Origin of the sequence: Owariibacterium komagatae, assembly GCF_045865535.1 — a bacterium.
Lineage (GTDB): Bacteria > Bacillota > Clostridia > Oscillospirales > Ruminococcaceae > Ruthenibacterium > Ruthenibacterium komagatae.
Genome location: NZ_AP031406.1, coordinates 394249 through 411902 on the forward strand (window position 1 = coordinate 394249; position 17654 = coordinate 411902).

A 17654-nucleotide genomic window follows, 5' to 3' on the forward strand; every position below is an offset into this window, starting at 1 on the left:
GCTCCTTTACAGCCGGGCAATATCTCGGGGGATTTTCTTAAAGGTTATATTGTGCTTGCGCAGTGTCTCCTGCGGGATGGCGCATAGGTCGGCATAGATGGTGTAGCCCTCGGATTTTGTCTGGACGGTAGCTAAAAAGGCATGGTCCAGCGTAGTGACATGTTCCCGCTCATAGTAGAAGTAATAGGCGGTGTTGCGGCACAGGCCCATGAAGTAGGGCTCGTCCGTGGGCTGTTCGGCGGGAAGGGGCTCTTTGGTCTCCATATAGTAGACGTATTCCCGGATTTTTTGCGGGCCTACTTCTTCGTTGAGGTTGCCGTCCGGCAGCAGAAGCACAGGCCCCAGCTCATAGTAGCTGAAATTGCCGCCGGTGCCTTCCACGGCTTTTTTGCCCTCTCCATAACCGTCAATTACCCGCTTGACACGCTCAGCGGTGATGCTGTCGGCGTAGTCCATCATTTCTACAAGGATGAATTTACGGTTGCCGCCGTCGGCCTTGTTCATATTCAGCACAGCATGGGCAGTAGTGCCTGAACCTGCAAAGGAGTCGAGAATCAGAGTATCTTGATTACCTGCAATCGTGAGTACATATTCCAACAATCGGCGGGGCTTAGGTGTGTCAAAAGTTGCTTTCCCATTGAAAATTGCCAGCATCTCTTTTTTGGCTTCGTCCGTATGTCCTGTCTCAGAAAACGGCCAAAAATTAGTAGGAAGTTTTCCACCTACATTTTCAAGGTATGTTTTTCGGGCAATACCGCCTTTTCCGCCTTTAGTAAAAAAGAAACGAGGCCACTGACCGCGCTTGTATACCTCTTTTGCTCGTACAGCAGATTCTTCCAAAGATTTTGACAAAACGATAGCCTGAACCCCTTTGCGCACTTCAGATTCTGGAACACCGCATACAGCAGCACGTTCCTTTGCGTCATTCAGGTCCCGTAGTTCATAATCGCACCAGCCGCGCATTGTCTCTAACATAACATCTTGTGAATATCTCCAGTGCGCTCCATTACTTGGATAAAGTAATTCTCCGGTCATAGGGTGTTGGATAGCGTAAACCATTCCTTGATGGGTTGAAGCATCTGCTGCAAAGGCATTGTCAGATCTCCATGGGGCATAATCGTTATCTGGATTCTTATATTTAGCATTCATTTCGGCTGTTCTTGGAAGTTTGTTAGGACTCCAGCCTGGCTGTTTACTGTAAACAATCAGGTGCTCCACTTCGTTCACAATTCCTTTGGAGTCGTTTCGGGTAGAATATGTCCGCTGCCATGAAATATTTGATACAAAGCAGCTGCTTCCAAAAATCTCATCGCAAATTAGTTTCAGATTGGCATACTCGGTATCATCAATACTGATAAAAATAACTCCATCATCCGCTAACAGTCGCTGCAACAGCTTCAAGCGGGGGTACATCATGCACAGCCACTTATCGTGCCGGGAAAGGTCCTCGCCCTCTTTGCCAACCACTTCACCCAACCACTTTTTGATTTTGGGGTCATTGACGTTATCGTTGTACACCCAGCCTTCGTTGCCAGTGTTGTAAGGCGGATCGATATAGATGCACTTCACCTTGCCCTCGTACTGGGGCAGCAGGGCTTTCAGCGCCTCCAGATTGTCGCCATGGATAATCATGTTTTCGCTGCCGTTGTCCTCGGCGTGCTGCCCAGCTCCATCATAGCTGTACTGGCGCTCCAGCACCCGATAAGGCACCTCCTGGTGGTGGTTTACCACTTTATCTTTTCCAATCCATTCAAGTGTTGGCATGGGGATTATCCTCCTGTCGGTTTGGCGCTTGATTGGCTGCGTTAGTATTGATCATTTGAGCAAACGCACCAGCTACCTTTGCAAGCTCTGTCTGTCCTTTTTGGATGATCTGTTGCTGATCCATTGCCTCCATCATCCCTTTCGGAACATAAGGATTCTGAATGGTTTCCCATGTGATTTTATCCTTATATCCAAGAGAAATAGCCATTTTCTCAAGTAATTTATCTTGTGCTTGCTGCATTTGCTTTAACTGTATTTCATCTGGGTCCTTGACACAAAGAGCATGATAATATTCACTCCAAGCCTGTCGAACATTTTTATCATCCGAAAAAACAATATCAATAATGTTCATGGCTCGTGTACCTTCAACGGACCAGCCGATTCTGTTCATCATCATCGTCTTAAACACGTCCATTTTATCTTTTCGTTTTGCTGAAACATTTTGCAAATGCTGACCAATTATCACGGCTATTATGGGAATCAGGATAAGTGCAAGCAAGTTCAAAATGGCAGTTACAATTTCAAATGGAGTCATAGATCTCCCTCTCTTTCTATCTTGTTATGGAGCATCAGGAAAAATATCCACAATATCTCCGACATTGACTTTTAACACACCACAAATTTTCCCGAGTGTTTCGAGGGTCACTTCTTCATCGCGGTTTAGTTTTGTCATAGTATTGGGAGCGATTCCCGCCGCTCGGCGTAAGTCTGCCTTGCTCATTTTGCAATCAATGAGCAGTTTCCAGAGCTTATTGTAAGAGATGGCCATATGGGTACCTCCGGTCAGAAAATTCGACTGTTTTATTATACCAGATATAGGGAATTGGGACAATTAGTTTTCGCACTCCAATACGAAAATCTCCAACCAAGACCGAGGGTTCTGCAAGGCTTCCGCGTATGCTTTGCCCAGCCACCGCTGAACAAAAACAGGCACAGTAATCTGCCCGCCACCCGGGCAAATCTCTGTGCCTGTTTTACCTGTTCGGGTAGGAGCGTATCCGGCGTGCGGAAGCAGGATGGATAGCCACTGCATGGACAGGCGGGGTGTCCAGAGGGGAACAGCGTTCCCCTTGGCAGGAGGTTTCCAAAGGAGGGCAGCGCCTTCCTTGGCACACGACTTTCCCACGGAAAGTCTAGTGTGTTATACCTTTGCTTCCGGCTGTCGCCGGGAAGGGGCTGACTGCGGCATCTGCAACTTGGGCAGATGGGCAGCGGGTAGACACTTCTCGGCGGCAGTAGGGCAGGCGGATTTTGTGCGATTACGGACGAAATCGGGATTTGCTCACAGGGCAAAATCTGCCTGGACGGAAAAGGAAGCAAAGGTATATCAACTCCCGTCCCGCCGCAGCGACAGCACCCTCGTTAGTCTACTTCTCCCTTGGACTTCTCACGGCTCTTATAGACATTGTACTGGTTCTTGCACCGTGGGCTGCAAAAAGCGGCGTTGGACCGGCTGCCCAGGAACACCTTCTGACAATGCTTGCACAGGCGCAGAGGCTGGTCATCGTCCACCAGCATGAAACTGAACATCATTTGGATACCCAGCAGCAGAGAGTGAAAATCCCAGTAAATAGTGGGCTTGTCCAGCAGCTCAATGTGGTAGCTGGGGGCGATTCCGCCGAATACAGCCATGGCTTTGCGGTACAGCCCCCGGGTGTCCTCATCAATGGAGTCGTAGTCATTGTAGTACAAGATGGATGTGGTCAGGGTGAACGCCCAATCCTTGAACTGCTGGGTGACCCAGTCGTAAGGCTCTGCATATGCCCGCTGGAAGCTCATATTCTTGGCCATCGGCTCGTCCATGAAGGTCATGGTCAGGGCAATCATACTCCGGTCGCCGGACACATTCCATGTGGATTCAATGCCCTTCTTCACCACATCCAGCTGGTCGAAGGGGTAAAAGAGGGACAGATATTGGTCTGTTGCCATGGATTCTTCCTTGATGAAGTGGTTTTTCGGCAGGTACACCGCCTCGTACTCCATAAAGGTCGGCGTGGTGGGCAAGGCGGTCATCAGCCCCAGCAGGCCGTACCGGGTGACAAATTCCAGTACTGCCTTTTCCACTTCTGCTTCCGGCTTGCGCCCCATCAGCAGCATCCCCACATTCAGCGCATCCAGCACAATGTCGGGGGCTTCTTTCAAAGGATTGTAGACATCCGGCTTTGCGTTTTTGCCGGGGGTGATGTACCGCTTGCCGTCCCCGGCTGTTTTCATCTCGTAATGGTCGTACCGCACCCAATGGGAACGGGACTGCTCAAATAAATTTTTCATCATACACGCCCTCTCTGTTCCATCGTCCCTGTCATCAGGGGCGGTTTTTCTTTTTTCTGCGCTTGGTCTTGTTCTCCCGCCGGATCACGGCATCCTTGCCCTGTTTCTTTGCGATTTTTGAGTATTCCTCTAAAAACCGACGCTCCCGCAAGGTTAGGCCGTTTTCCGGCTTGCTGCACAGATGGTCATACATCTGGCGCTGCAATTTTTTATGGATGGTTTTCCGCAGCTTGCGGATGTTGCGGTCAGACTGCCCACGAATGGCGGCAAGACGGGCGGTGCTGTACAGCCGCAAAGAGAGAAAATACAGGACTTCCTTGTGTTCCTCGCTGAGATTTTCGATCATGCCGGAGATAAAAGGGTCGGCACTCAGCTGGTGCATCTCATAGGGGCAGTCAAATAGGACGTCCAAAAAATTCCCGGCCATCAGCTGCCGGTATGCAGGGGTGTTCATCCATCGGGGGATGAGCTTTGGCTCCGGCACCGCCTGATATTCCAGCGGCACATCCCCACGGAGGTTTTCGTGGTCCCGCTCCCGGCGCTCCCGGTTCCGGTCCAGCTTGTCCCATTCGTCCACGACCACCCGGAAATCGCTTTCGGTGCGGGCCGCTTCCTCCAGCCGACGCATGGCTTCCGCCCGGATCTCCCGTTTCAGTCGCTTTTCGCTGACCGGAGCCGCTTCTTCTTCCTCAGTCTCCAGCTCGGCATCATAATCAACGGGATGCTCGTCCTGCTCCAGCTCGCTTCCCAGCTCTGCCAGGCGTTCTTCCGCAAGGGCCTGTTCCAGCGTTTCCCCCGCCGATCCGGCGGCTACGTCCTCATCCCATTCGGTGAAGCCATCTTCGGTATCCAGAAGCTCGTCATCTGTGAGATACGTCATGACTCCACCCCCTTCAAAATTTTTTTATGATTTTTCAAAAAAATGGTTCCGTTTTACACCCGGGATTTCTCCTATTAGTGAAAGGATAATCTGAAAGCAGATTACTTTTTTCGGAACTGTACCAACATTATACAACAGCTGCGCCGGAAGCGCAAGAAAGAGAGGCTCTATGGTAAAGAACGGAACCCAGGATTTTCTTTCGGAAGGGAGTGAGCAGTAATGACATGGTTTGAGCTGATAAAACAAGTTGTCCGTGTTCCAGAAGCAGCGGCCTATTATGGGCTGCACGTCAGCCGAAACGGCATGGCCTGTTGTCCCTTCCACGATGACCGGCACCCCAGCATGAAGCTGAACGAGCGGTACTTTTACTGTTTTGGCTGTGGAGCTACCGGCGACGTGATCGACCTTGTGGCGAAGTTGTTTGGTCTGAGCAGCTACGAGGCGGCTAAAGAGCTGGCTCATGACTTCGGGATTGACCCGGACAAGCCACCAGCGGCAATCGCCCTGCCCAAACCGGAACGCCCCCTGCTGAGAGCATACCGTCAGGATGAGGTGCGCTGCCTGCGGGTATTGTGCGATTATCTGCATCTTCTGGAAAGCTGGAAGGTGCAGTACACACCCAAGACACCGGAAGATGTTCTGGATGACCGGTTTGTGGAAGCCTGCCAGATGCTGGACTATGTGGAGTATCTGGCAGATTTGCTCATTGCCGCCGAGCTGGAACAGCGGGTAAAAATCGTAGAAATACTGAACAAAGATGGCCTGATCGCCGGTTTGGAGGAACGATTGGAGAGATTGAAAAAGGAGGAAGTTACCCATGAAGAAAAACAAGCAGCCTGACGGGATGCCCGTCTGGTTCGATGGAAAAAACATCAACGAAGCCCTGTTTTGTGATGAGTTCTTGCAGACGCACAAGATCATCTTCACAAACGGGGCTTTTTTCACACCCGAAGGCCGCGTGACCGATGAACTGCCCCTGCGAGGAGAAATTTTTGAGGAGCTGAAATGCTGTGCGGTCAGCAATATTCCCCGCAAAATCAGCAACATTGTGGAGCTGATGAAGCTGGCGGCGCTGGTGGAGGATTTTCCACCGGAGCCGGACCGGATTCATCTTTCCAACGGGACGCTTTTTCTGGATGGGAGGTTTGTGGAGGGAAAACCTGAAATCGTCCGCAACCGCTTCCCTATGGCCTATAACCCCAACGCCCCGAAACCTGTCCTCTGGCTGCAATTTCTGGATGACCTTCTCTACCCGGAGGACATTCCCACCTTGCAGGAATACATCGGCTACTGTCTGATTCCCAGCAATAAGGGCCAGCGAATGATGGTCATCAAGGGCAATGGCGGCGAAGGGAAGTCTCAGATCGGCGCTGTGCTGGGAGTTTTGTTCGGCTCCAACATGAAGGATGGCAGCATCGGGAAAATATCCGAAAACCGGTTTGCCCGTGCCGATTTGGAACATATCCTCCTGTGCGTGGATGACGATATGCGAATGGAGGCCCTGCGCCAGACCAACTATGTGAAATCCATCGTCACTGCCCAGGGCAAGATGGATTTGGAGCGCAAGGGCAAGCAGAACTATCAGGGATGGATGTGCGCCCGGCTGCTGGCCTTCTCCAACGGAGATTTGCAGGCTCTGTTTGACCGGAGTGATGGGTTTTACCGCCGTCAGCTGGTGCTGACCACAAAGGAAAAGCCTGCTGGCCGTGTGGATGATCCCGACCTTGCGGAGAAGATGAAGGCCGAGGTGGAGGGCATACTGCTGTGGGCCTTTGAGGGTTTGCAGCGGCTGGCTGCCAACAACTTCAAGTTCACCGAAAGTGACCGCACCAGAGAAAACCGGGAGGCAGTCAAACGGGACAACAACAATGTCTATGATTTTCTGGATTCTGACGGGTATGTTCGCCTGAAAGCCGATATGTCCGCCAGTTCCAAAGAACTGTATGAAGCATACCAGATTTACTGTACCGAAAACAATCTGCCCGCCCTGAAGCCCCGCAGCTTCAGCGAAGCCCTGATCGCCTGCCAGAGCCGCTACAATCTGGAATACTGCAACAATGTGACCAACGCAGCCGGACGTCGGGTGCGTGGCTTTCTGGGGATTGAGGTATTGGTGAGAAATCATATATCAGTGTTTTCCGATGATTCGATGCGTACGTACGTACCGGAAGATGTGCCGGAGGAATGGCGGCGCTGATACCGTGTACGTACGTACGCTTTGATTGACCCTTGTTCCCCCTTTTATAGCAATTCGGCGGCTATGGCAATCAGAATCACCGGTCAAATCCCCATGTTAAATCAAGGCAAGTGGAAATCGAAAAGTATTTGCCTATTGGAAGAAATCATTTTGCGAAACCGTGCTTCTCGCCCCAGTGAACCGGATGCATGGAATTATGAGAAAATGCACGGTTTCAAGCCAAGTCACACGAAACGGAAAAGTTGGAAGGTGCGACCTATGAGCAGGACATCACACCGGCAATTCTGAACGGATTTGGTGACAAGGAGATTTTTTACCATACAGCGAAGCGGTTATGCCAGAGGGCGTACCGGCTTCGCTTTTTTATCAAGAAAATTTAGGAGGATTTTTTATGATGACGGTACGCAACGAGATTAAGGCACAGATCGTCCGGGCCGGATATACCATGCAGGAGGTAGTTGACCGGCTCCATGAGGAATACGGCTGGTCGGACAGTGTTTCCAACCTGTCCGCCAAGCTCCAGCGGGAATCCATCCGCTACAAGGAGGTTGTGGAGCTGGCCGACGTGCTGGGCTACGATCTGATCTGGCAGAAACGGAGGGACAGAGCATGAGCAAGCCGCAGTATGCCATTCTCCGCTTTGCCAAGTACAAAGGGCCGGAGATCGGGAATATTGAAGCCCACAACGAGCGCACCAAAGAGAAATACGCCAGCAATCCCGATGTGGACATCAGCAGGAGCAAGTATAATTTCCATCTGATCGAGCCGCAGCGGAAATATCGTGCGGAGGCGGAGCGGCAGATCAAGGAAGCGGGTTGCCGTACACGGTCAGACAGTGTTCGAGTCGTGGAAGCCCTGGTAACTGCCACACCGGAGTTCTTTCAGGGAAACAAGAAATCTGAGATCAGAACCTATTTTCAAGAGGCGCTGACCTTTCTCCAGCAAAATCAAGACCCTAAAACAATCATATCCGCCGTGGTGCATATGGACGAGAAAACGCCCCATATGCACCTTTCTTTTGTCCCGCTGACTGCGGATGGCAGGCTCAGCGCCAAGGAGATCGTGGGAAACAAGAAAAAGCTGACCCAGTGGCAGGACAAGTTCTGGAAACACATGGTGCGGAAATATCCCGACCTCGAGCGTGGGGAAAGTGCCAGCCAGACCGGACGTGACCACATCCCGCCTAGAGTGTTCAAAGAGATGACCCGACTGACCAAGCAAAAAGCCAAGCTGGAGGAACTGCTGGCCGGTATTGGAGCCTTTAACGCAAAAAGCAGAGCTGCCGAGATTGCAGCTCTACTGGATCAGTATATCCCGGCTGTGGAGCAGATGCACAGCACCATGAAGAAGTATCAGGTCGCATTTACGGAAACCACCGTGGAGAACAAAAAGCTGAAACAGGAGAACGCTCAGCTAGAGCAATCCCTAGAGAAAGCAACCCAAGAGAGCACTTTGAAGCAGCTGGCCGATGCCAAGCTGCGGCGGGACTATGCTGACGCTGTTGCTGTACTGGATCGAATTCCCAAAGAAGTTTTTGATGTGTATGCCCGTGATAGCCACGGGAGAAAGGAGCGGCCTATTGAGCAAAATCTATGATGATCCGAAATATAATGCGGCTTTTGACCGCTGCATTGATGTAATGACAAAGTTGATGCTGAAATATGGAAAACAGGTTTTGGAGCAGCACCAGACGGCTGCTCCTGTTTCTTTGCAAAAACAGCCAGATACGAAGCAAAGCAGTTCTTTTGCTGACGCTGCTTAAAAGTTTACAATTTACACGTTGCGTAATTGTTGGGCCGATGCTATAATAATTACGCAACGTGTGTTTTTTATTTATGGAGATGATGCGATGGACTGCAAAACCAAAATAAAAGAACTGCGGGAAATGACAGGTATGAACCGTAAGGACTTTTGCAAATTTTTTAATATCCCCTATCGAACAGTAACAGAATGGGAATTGGATAACCGCCATGCGCCAGAATATGTCCTGCGTCTTTTGGAGTATTACATCCGCAATGAAGGATTGATAAAATCACCGGCTGAACAGAAACACGCCGGAGAAAGGAGTTCCAGCCATGAAAAGACGGACTAAGTGCTATATTTACACAAGAGTTTCCACCTCCATGCAGGTGGATGGATACAGTCTGGACGCCCAGAAGGATAAGCTGCGGAAGTACGCCGAGTATGAAGATATGACCATTGTCGGAGAGTATTCTGACGAGGGCTTCTCCGGCAAGAACATCCAGGGACGGCTGGAGTTCCAGAGGATGCTGAGTGACATCCAACAGGGCAAGGACGATATCTCGTTTGTACTGGTGTTCAAACTGTCTCGCTTTGGTAGAAATGCGGCGGATGTTCTCAACTCCTTACAGCTGATGCAGGACTTTGGTGTCAACTTGATTTGTGTGGAGGATGGCATTGATTCCTCGAAGGATTCCGGCAAGCTGATGATCTCCGTCCTTTCTGCTGTGGCGGAAATTGAACGTGAAAACATTCGGACGCAGACAATGGCAGGTCGTGAGCAGAAAGCCCGTGAGGGAAAATGGAACGGCGGATTTGCCCCGTATGGCTACAAATTAGTGGATGGTAAATTGGAAATTGCCGAAGATGAAGTGGAAGTGGTACGGCTTATTTACGACAGATATATCCATACCAACGATGGGATCAACGGTGTTGCGAAGTATTTGAATGACCACGGATACAAAAAGAAAATCCGTCAGAATGGTACGATCCCCGGCTTTTCTTCCAATTTTGTGAAAGATATTCTGGACAATCCTGTTTACATGGGGAAGATCGCCTACGGCAGACGCAGAACGGAAAAGAAACTGGGAACAAGAAACGAGATGCACGTGGTCGAGCAAGACGAGTTCCCGATCTACGATGGCCAGCATGAGGCAATTATTTCGGAAGAAGATTGGAACCTGGCACAGGATAAACGGAAGGCCAACGCCTTTAGGAGAGAAAAAGTAATTGACCCGGAACACGCACATATCCTGTCCGGTATTTTGAAATGTCCCTGCTGTGGCAAAAGCCTTTATGGAAATATAGCCAAGGCACACAGTAAGGATAAGAAAACCCGCTATTACTATTACTGCAAAAATACGTTGGGCGCAACCGGACACAAATGCACATTCCGTGTGAACATTGAACAGACTGAGATGAACCGCATGGTTGCGGCAATCATTTCGGCTATGGTCAATGACCCGCAATTCTCCAAAGCAATCAAGGCGAAAATAGGGACATCTGTTGATACCGAGGATTTGGAAAAGCAGCTCGTCGCACTCCAGGCACAGCTTCGTCAGACCTTGGGCATTAAAGCAAGGCTGGAGCGTCAGATGGACACGCTGGATATTAACGATCCCTATTTCGACAGAAAAATTTTGGATTTGCAGCGGCGATATGATGAACAGTATGGTAGAATAGAAGAAATCGAGATACAGATAGATGAAGTAAAGAGCCAGATTCAGAGTATCCGGCAGGAAAAAATCTCTGGCGACAATATTTACCAACTTCTGCTGGCCTTCGATGAAGTATACGGTGCTGCCACGGAAATCGAGCAAAAAGAGTTTATGAGAGCGTTCATTGAACGAATTGACCTGTATCCAGAAAAACAGAAGGATGGAAACTGGATCAGGAACATGGTGTTCAATTTTCCGGTTCCTGTGAATGGGCAGGAAGTAACAGAACTGCCCTTGGAATCCGGGACAATGCTCGAGGCAGTGATCGGGTTAATGCGCCCGTAATTAGGAGGAAAGCAAAATGCATCATTGCTCAGCCAAAAATAAAGGATGCGGCGGTTGCCCTCTTCTCTTCTGCTCCTATTCGGAACAGTTGCAACACAAGCAAAAGACTGTTGCTTCTCTTCTTGGAGATTTCGGTCAAGTACAGCCTATTTTAGGAATGAAGGAGCCTTTCTATTATCGCAACAAGGCAATTTCCACATTTTCCAGAAAAGATGGCAAGTTGGCAAGCGGTATTTATAAACAAGGCTCTCACCAGGTCATTCCTGTAGAAAAATGTCTGTTGCACCATCCGGACCTGGACACTGCGATTGATGCCGTACGCCAGGCTGCGCGCGCCTGCCATTACGAACCTTTTGACGAAGATCGCCGCACTGGCCTCCTTCGTCATGTACTGGTCCGCCAAAGCTGCTCCACCGGACAAATATTAGTGGTACTGATTACCGCGACATCCATTCTCCCTGGCTCCAAGGCCTTTGTAAGCCGTCTTCGGGCTCTTTGCCCACAGGTAAGCAGCGTCGTTCAAAATATTAATCCAAGGTATTCCAGCGCCGTTCTCGGTCCTTCTCAAAAAGTGCTCTATGGAAAAGGGTGGATTGAAGACAGCCTTTGCGGAGTTCGCTTTCAGCTGTCTGCATCCAGCTTTTACCAAATCAACCCTGAACAAACAGAGGTTCTCTACCGTACAGCGATTCAAATGGCAAATCCGGATAAATCTCAAACCATTCTGGATGCTTACTGCGGCGTTGGGACCATTGGGTTGATTGCTTCTAAGAGCGTCGGCCACGTGATTGGAGTTGAAAGCAATCGTCAGGCAGTTTCCTGCGCTGTTCAAAACGCACGGGCAAATCAAATTAAAAACGCCCGGTTTCATTGTGCAGATGCTTCTTTTTTTCTGCAACGAATGGCGGCGCAGAAAGAACATGCGGACATTGTTTTTTTAGATCCGCCTCGCTCGGGCAGCACAGAGGAGTTTCTGGACGCGCTTTGTCGTCTCTCTCCGCAGAAAGTCGTTTATATTTCCTGCAATCCGCAAACCCAACAGCGAGATCTTGCGTTTTTATGTGAGCGCGGCTGGCATGTACAAGAGATTCAACCGGTAGACCTGTTTCCTCATACAGAGCACATTGAATGCTGCGTCCTGTTAACGCATCCAAATGATAAAAATTGATCACCTAGCAAAAAGAGGAGCTGAGTCAGCTCCTCTTTTTTATGCCACTGCTGTCAAAGAAGACTCCTCTGCTTCTTCCGACTTTGTGACTGCAATTCGCAAAACATTTTCTTCATCCACATAAGCCACAACTGTACCATTCAAATCTGTTCGGAAAACCTGTACGCCTTCCCGACGAAAAGTCTCCAGAACATCTTCATGTGGGTGACCATACGAATTGTTTTCGCCGCAGCTCACTACCGCAATGCGCGGATGAACCGCCTGAACAAACTCTTCTGTATTAGATGTAGCCGAACCATGATGCCCCGCTTTGAACAAGGTGGCGCGGAGATCTGTTCCGTTTTCCAACGCCGCTCGCTCCACTTGTTTTTCTGCATCGCCTTCCATCAGAAAACGCACGCCCGGTGCCTCAAATAAAAGAATTGGCGAAATGTTATTCACATTGTCACTTTCTACGCCGTCCAACAAAACCGTGATTGTCGCGTCCCCCAACGTATATGTGTCACCTGCCGTCATCACGATTGCCGGATTTTGTTGTTTCCCGATACAGGCCATCAATTGCTCCGTGGCAGGCCACCACTCTACCGGCGCTTTATCAAAATCCGGCAACAGCACCTGTTCCACCGGGAACTCATCAAGCACTGCACGCATTCCGCCGATATGATCAGACTGAGGATGTGTCATTATGACATAACCCAGTTCTTCTACTCCTGCTTCATGTAGATAATCCAGCAAGTCCTGCTGTGCATCCTGGGTGCCTGCATCAACAAGCGCAAACGCTCCATTCTGCTCCAAAAGTGTTGCATCTGCCTGCCCCACGTCTATGAAGTGAATTTTAGTCTGCGCGCCCTGTGCATCCGATGGAATTCCAACTGTTTCTCCAATTCCAAATTCCGCATAAATTTGTCTCCAGCTGGGTGTAGCCCAATCCTGATTTTCGCCAATCGTAATCACACCGGCGGAAACCAGCAGAACAGCTGCCAAAGCGCCCATGGCCTGTCTTATGCGGCGCTTTACTTTCGCCTTGAAGGCCGCTTTCTGTCTTTTCCAATTTCTTTTTGCCACGTCTGTACTCCTTTATGGAACCCCTGCTTTTGTTTTGCCGCAGCTCGTTCTTTTTGCCCACCCGGAACCAGGAACGGAATCAGATCTTCCCGGTGAGTCAATTGGAGAGCCTTGCGCACACGCTGTGCATTCTTCGGCTCATAATATTGCAGTAAGGCTCGCTGCATCGCCTTCTCTTCCCGGCTTTTGGCCACATACACCGGCTTAAGCGTATACGGATCCAATCCAGTGTAAAACATACAGGTGGAAACGGTCCCAGGCGTTGGGTAAAAATCCTGTACCTGCTCCGGCCGAATACGATTGCGATAAAGATATTCCGCCAGTAGCACAGCATCTTTCAGTGTGCTGCCGGGATGACTGCTCATCAAATAAGGCACCAGGTACTGCTTTTTCCCCGCCTGGCGCGTTAATTCATAAAAGCGTTTTGAAAATTTGTTATAGACCTCCACGGGCGGTTTTCCCATATAACGAAGTGTATTGGGCGCGCAATGCTCCGGTGCCACTTTTAACTGGCCGCTGACATGGTGCTGAATCAGTTCTTTAAAAAAGGTTTCATCCTTATCCAAAATCAGATAGTCATAACGAATTCCACTGCGGATAAAAACTTTTTTGACGCCAGGCAGCGCTCGCAACCGACGCAGAATTTTTAAGTATTCTTTATGGTCCACAATCAGCTTGGGGCAAGCCTGCGGAGCCAGACAATGCTTTCCGCCGTTGCACATTCCTTTTGTCATCTGCTGTGCACAGCTTGGCAGTCTAAAATTCGCCGTAGGTCCCCCCACATCGTGAATATATCCTTTAAAGTTAGGCGCTTTTGTCATGGCTTCAGCTTCTGCCACAATACTCGCTTCACTGCGGGATGTTACCCGGCGTCCCTGATGCATTGTAATCGCACAGAAATTACAGCCGCCATAGCAGCCACGATTCTGAATAATGGAAAACTCCACTTCTTCAATGGCAGGCACTCCGCCCAGCGCCTCGTAACTGGGATGATATCGCCGTGTAAAGGGCATCGCATACACTTCATCCAACTCCCGCCGTGTCAGCGGTGTGGAAGGGATATTCTGCACAAGGTATTTTTCGCTCTGTTTCTGAACAACCGGCTTGCCTGAAACACAGTCCTGCTGGTCCATCTGGATGCGGCACGCCTTCGCATAAGCGATTTTATCCGTACTGACCTTGTGGAAGCCCGCGCACTCCACATACTGCGCCGGCAAGTGCGCGAAGTCCGTCATATAGCATGTTCCCGCCACATCCGTGATGGAGTGGATATCTTCACCCTTTGCCAGGCGGCGGGCGATTTCCGCGGTTTGATGCTCGCTCATACCAAACGATACCAAATCCGCCCCGCTTGTCTCCATAATGCTGGGCAAAACCGTGCCCATCCAATAATCGTAATGGGCAAAACGGCGCAAAGAAGCTTCCAGTCCGCCCAAAATCACCGGGAGTTCCGGATATGCCTGTTTCGCCATCTGTGTATAGACCGTTGCGCTTCGATCCGGTCGCTTTCCAGGAACACCGCCCGGTGTATATTCATCGCGATCCCGGCGGATTTTGGCAACGGAATAATGCGCGACCATACTGTCTACATTGCCGCCGCCAATAAAAAAGCCATAGCGGGGCCGTCCAAATTCTTTCATGCTTTCGCAGGTCGTAAAGTCCGGCTGACTGAGAACGCCTACGCGGTACCCCTCTTTTTCCAGCAATCGAGAAATGATTGCCGCACCAAAACTGGGGTGATCCACATAAGCATCTCCCGTGACCACCACATAATCCACATATTGCCAACCGCGCGCCAGCATTTCTTCACGGGTTATGGGTAAAAAATTCTGTTCCATTCCTTCTGCTCCATTCTTTCAAAAAAGGCGAGTCACTCAGACCCGCCTTTTACAGCCCCATCAAACTGCATTGGGATCCGCGTCGGAGTCTCGCTGCATACGCATCTCGATCCATTGATCGCGCGTAATCAGCACCTGGCGCGGCTTTGCTCCTTCATAAGGCCCAATGATATTCATCTGCTCCATTTCGTCAATGATACGCGCCGCACGGGCATATCCAAGCTTGCAGCGCCGCTGAAGCAGGCTGGTAGAAGCCTGTCCCGCATCAATCACCACTTCAATGGCAGTATCCAGCATCGGGTCTCGGGAATCATTCTCCTCCGCGCCAGCCCCACTGCCGGCCTTCTCCGCAACTGCCCGTTTTTCCATTTCGGCAATCATTTCCTGATTGTAATCCGCGCTGGAATGTTTTTTGATGAAATCAATCACGCCGCGGATTTCTGCTGAACGGACAAAAGTCCCCTGCACACGCACCGGCTTATTGACGCCTACCGGCATATACAGCATGTCGCCATTCCCCAGCAGCTTTTCTGCACCGCCTGTATCCAGAATCGTCCGGCTGTCGATCTGGCTCATCACCGAAAGTCCGATGCGCGACGGGATATTTGCCTTGATCAGACCGGTAATAACATCCACAGAAGGACGCTGTGTCGCAATGATCAAATGCATTCCCGCAGCGCGCGCCTTTTGCGCAATTCGGCAGATATAGTCCTCTACCTCTTTGCCGGCAACCATCATCAAATCAGCCAGCTCATCGATTACAATGACGATATAAGGCATCTTCTCAAGGGCCGCGTTTTCCTCTGCCAAAGCATTGTACTCCTCGATGTTGGGGACGCCGTTTTCCGCAAGGAGATGGTATCGTTTTTCCATTTCGGCCACCGCACTGCCCAAAGCGCCTGCCGCTTTGCGCGGCTCCGTCACAACCGGCATCAGCAAATGCGGAATACCGTTATACTGCGCAAACTCAACCATTTTGGGGTCGATCAAAATCATACGCAGTGTCTGCGGTGAACAACGATACAGCAAACTCATGATAATCGAGTTGGTGCATACCGATTTACCGGAACCAGTTGTACCTGCGATCAAAAGGTGGGGCATTTTTGCCAGATTGCCAATTTGACTTTGTCCCGCAATATCCTTACCGATTGCAAAGGTCAGCGGCGCTTTGCTGGTAGAAAACTCAGGCGATTCCAAAATGCTGCGAAGCGTGACCATCGTGCGCGTTTTATTGGGAATTTCGATTCCAACCGCCGCCTTGCCGGGAATCGGTGCTTCAATACGAACGCCGGATGTGGCAAGATTCAGTGCAATATCATCCGCCAGACCTGTAATACGGCTGATTTTCACCCCTGTTTGCGGCTGAAGCTCATAACGTGTAACCGATGGTCCCCGGCTGATATCCAGAAGGCGCGTCTTCACCCCAAAACTCGCCAGTGTTTTTACTAAAAGGTCCGCATTGTGCGTCAGCTCTTTTTCAATGTCCTCTTCATCGGCAGGCTTTGCCTTTTGGAACAGACTGAGGGGCGGATAGGCATAGTTCTCATCCGCCTGATTCGCCGGGAGAACCGCCGCTTTTGCCTCTTCTTTGGGTTGCGCATTACCGGCAGCTTTCCGCACCAAAGATGCGATTTCTGCTTCCTGAACCGTTTCCGTCTGCTCTGTTTTTTCCAAAACAGGCTCCCTGGTTTCAACGGTGTTTTTCATGGGCGCTGCCTGCTCTATCTGCTGGGGCTTCTGCGGTTCCGACATTGTGGAAGCGGGCACAGTCGGACGTGCCACCGGCATCACAGGATGGTCCGGCTCAATGCCAAATGTTCCGCCCGGGCCTATCACCGGCCGCTTTTCCTCTTTTAAGCCAATTTGTGAAACCGGCTGATTGCCCAATTCGATATCAATGGAAGATGTGCGTTTGTGATGCTCCGCCGCGCTTTGATAAGCATTCAGATCAATGGAAAAATCCGGCTGGCGATTTTGCTGCTCCTGCTCTGCCAGACGCTGTTGCTCCCGACGCTCCTCTTCCAGCTGCCGCATGCGTTCCGCGCGCAGCTGAACTCTCTCTGCATTTTTCTCCTTCATGCGTTTTGCCTGACCGAAAAAGTAATAGTAGATATGACCCGGCGTCACACCTGTTACAATCATCAGGCCAATCAAAAGGAAAATCACCAAAAGAATATCTGCGCCCGGACGACCGCAGAGTGCCAGCAGACTCCAACCGAAAATTGCGCCTAAAACACCACCTGAAAAAGGATGCGCCGCCGCATTCTGGTGGAGTGCGATGATTCCTTCCTGAAAATTCAGTCCCGTCATGTCAGTCTTTGAAAAGACTAAAACAGCTCCGCTCACCAGTGCCATGCACAAAAGGATTTGCGCTGTTTTCTTCTTCATTGGCATGCCGATGGCAACCAAAACCGCAATGTACAGAATTGCCGGAGCTAAAAGGTATGTACTGACGCCAAACACACCGAACAGCAAATTGGAACGGATCCAGCTCCATACTGACGCCCCCTGCACATAGGTCATAGCGGCGACCAAAACGCCGATTCCGAAAATCAATATGCTCCACTGTTCCGCCATATCTTTCTTGGGCTTATGGGAGCGTGCCCGGGTCCCTGTGCGGGTCGTTGATTGTTTTTTTCTCTTTGTATTTTTTGCTGCCATGCTCTTACCCCTGTACCTGTGTATGTAACACCGCCGGGAAATCCCGAACGGTTTTCTGTTTTTTCTC

The 17654-nt window shown here is 50.4% G+C and carries 16 protein-coding genes; 8 read left to right on the top strand and 8 right to left on the bottom strand.

All coding sequences use genetic code 11. From position 1 onward, the window contains the following. Nucleotides 1-6: 6 nt before the first annotated feature. The 5 genes from ACKTS9_RS02070 to ACKTS9_RS02090 all read right to left on the bottom strand — a co-directional run bounded on the left by ACKTS9_RS02070 (nt 7) and on the right by ACKTS9_RS02090 (nt 4915). A complete protein-coding gene (locus tag ACKTS9_RS02070; protein ID WP_178535226.1) occupies nt 7-1764 on the bottom strand; it encodes a site-specific DNA-methyltransferase in 1758 nt (585 codons plus the stop codon). Then, nucleotides 1751-2299 carry a DUF6680 family protein gene (locus ACKTS9_RS02075; protein WP_138303343.1) on the bottom strand — a complete coding sequence of 183 codons (549 nt, stop codon included), beginning with the start codon at nt 2297-2299 and terminating at the stop codon, nt 1751-1753. Before ACKTS9_RS02075 ends, ACKTS9_RS02070 begins: the two co-directional genes overlap by 14 nt. Before the next feature lie 24 nt (nt 2300-2323). After that, nucleotides 2324-2533, bottom strand: coding sequence for a helix-turn-helix domain-containing protein (locus ACKTS9_RS02080; protein ID WP_178535227.1), 210 nt, complete (start codon nt 2531-2533; stop codon nt 2324-2326). 593 nt (nt 2534-3126) lie between these two features. After that, nucleotides 3127-4038 carry a hypothetical protein gene (locus tag ACKTS9_RS02085; RefSeq protein ID WP_407878690.1) on the bottom strand — a complete coding sequence of 304 codons (912 nt, stop codon included), beginning with the start codon at nt 4036-4038 and terminating at the stop codon, nt 3127-3129. A gap of 31 nt (nt 4039-4069) precedes the next feature. Then, on the bottom strand, nt 4070-4915 hold the full coding sequence (locus ACKTS9_RS02090; protein WP_407878692.1) for a sigma-70 family RNA polymerase sigma factor: 846 nt from the start codon (nt 4913-4915) through the stop codon (nt 4070-4072). Between the two features lie 219 nt (nt 4916-5134). Here ACKTS9_RS02090 and ACKTS9_RS02095 point away from each other — a divergent pair, with 219 nt between their 5' ends. The 8 genes from ACKTS9_RS02095 (at nt 5135) to rlmD (ending at nt 12023) form a co-directional block, all read left to right on the top strand. Next, on the top strand, nt 5135-5755 hold the full coding sequence (locus tag ACKTS9_RS02095; RefSeq protein WP_178535229.1) for a CHC2 zinc finger domain-containing protein: 621 nt from the start codon (nt 5135-5137) through the stop codon (nt 5753-5755). Beyond that, a complete protein-coding gene (locus ACKTS9_RS02100; RefSeq protein ID WP_407878695.1) occupies nt 5733-7112 on the top strand; it encodes a phage/plasmid primase, P4 family in 1380 nt (459 codons plus the stop codon). The genes ACKTS9_RS02095 and ACKTS9_RS02100 overlap by 23 nt, the downstream gene beginning before the upstream one ends. Nucleotides 7113-7503: 391 nt before the next feature. Beyond that, nucleotides 7504-7725, top strand: a complete 222-nt coding sequence (locus ACKTS9_RS02105) for an LLM class flavin-dependent oxidoreductase (protein WP_178535231.1) — start codon at nt 7504-7506, stop codon at nt 7723-7725. Then, entirely contained in the window at nt 7722-8708 is a 987-nt protein-coding gene (gene mobV / locus ACKTS9_RS02110; RefSeq protein ID WP_178535232.1) for a MobV family relaxase, read from the top strand. The genes ACKTS9_RS02105 and mobV overlap by 4 nt, the downstream gene beginning before the upstream one ends. After that, nucleotides 8692-8874, top strand: a complete 183-nt coding sequence (locus ACKTS9_RS02115; RefSeq protein WP_178535233.1) for a hypothetical protein — start codon at nt 8692-8694, stop codon at nt 8872-8874. Before mobV ends, ACKTS9_RS02115 begins: the two co-directional genes overlap by 17 nt. 87 nt (nt 8875-8961) lie before the next feature. Next, nucleotides 8962-9204 (top strand): helix-turn-helix domain-containing protein, encoded by a 243-nt coding sequence (locus ACKTS9_RS02120; protein WP_178535234.1) that lies wholly within the window; start codon nt 8962-8964, stop codon nt 9202-9204. Then, nucleotides 9188-10855, top strand: a complete 1668-nt coding sequence (locus ACKTS9_RS02125; protein ID WP_407878701.1) for a recombinase family protein — start codon at nt 9188-9190, stop codon at nt 10853-10855. The genes ACKTS9_RS02120 and ACKTS9_RS02125 overlap by 17 nt, the downstream gene beginning before the upstream one ends. Nucleotides 10856-10871: 16 nt before the next feature. Continuing rightward, a complete protein-coding gene (gene rlmD, locus ACKTS9_RS02130; protein ID WP_407878703.1) occupies nt 10872-12023 on the top strand; it encodes a 23S rRNA (uracil(1939)-C(5))-methyltransferase RlmD in 1152 nt (383 codons plus the stop codon). 39 nt (nt 12024-12062) lie between these two features. Here rlmD and ACKTS9_RS02135 read toward each other — a convergent pair whose 3' ends face one another. The 3 genes from ACKTS9_RS02135 to ACKTS9_RS02145 are packed head-to-tail and all read right to left on the bottom strand — an operon-like array spanning nt 12063 to nt 17587. After that, nucleotides 12063-13088 (bottom strand): ComEC/Rec2 family competence protein, encoded by a 1026-nt coding sequence (locus tag ACKTS9_RS02135; RefSeq protein WP_349214274.1) that lies wholly within the window; start codon nt 13086-13088, stop codon nt 12063-12065. Next, the gene (locus ACKTS9_RS02140) at nt 13037-14926 is read right to left on the bottom strand and encodes a YgiQ family radical SAM protein (protein ID WP_349214272.1); all 1890 of its coding nucleotides are present in this window, start codon (nt 14924-14926) and stop codon (nt 13037-13039) included. Before ACKTS9_RS02140 ends, ACKTS9_RS02135 begins: the two co-directional genes overlap by 52 nt. 60 nt (nt 14927-14986) lie before the next feature. Beyond that, nucleotides 14987-17587: an FtsK/SpoIIIE family DNA translocase gene (locus ACKTS9_RS02145; protein ID WP_407878706.1), complete on the bottom strand. Its 2601-nt coding sequence runs from the start codon at nt 17585-17587 to the stop codon at nt 14987-14989. Nucleotides 17588-17654: the final 67 nt, after the last annotated feature.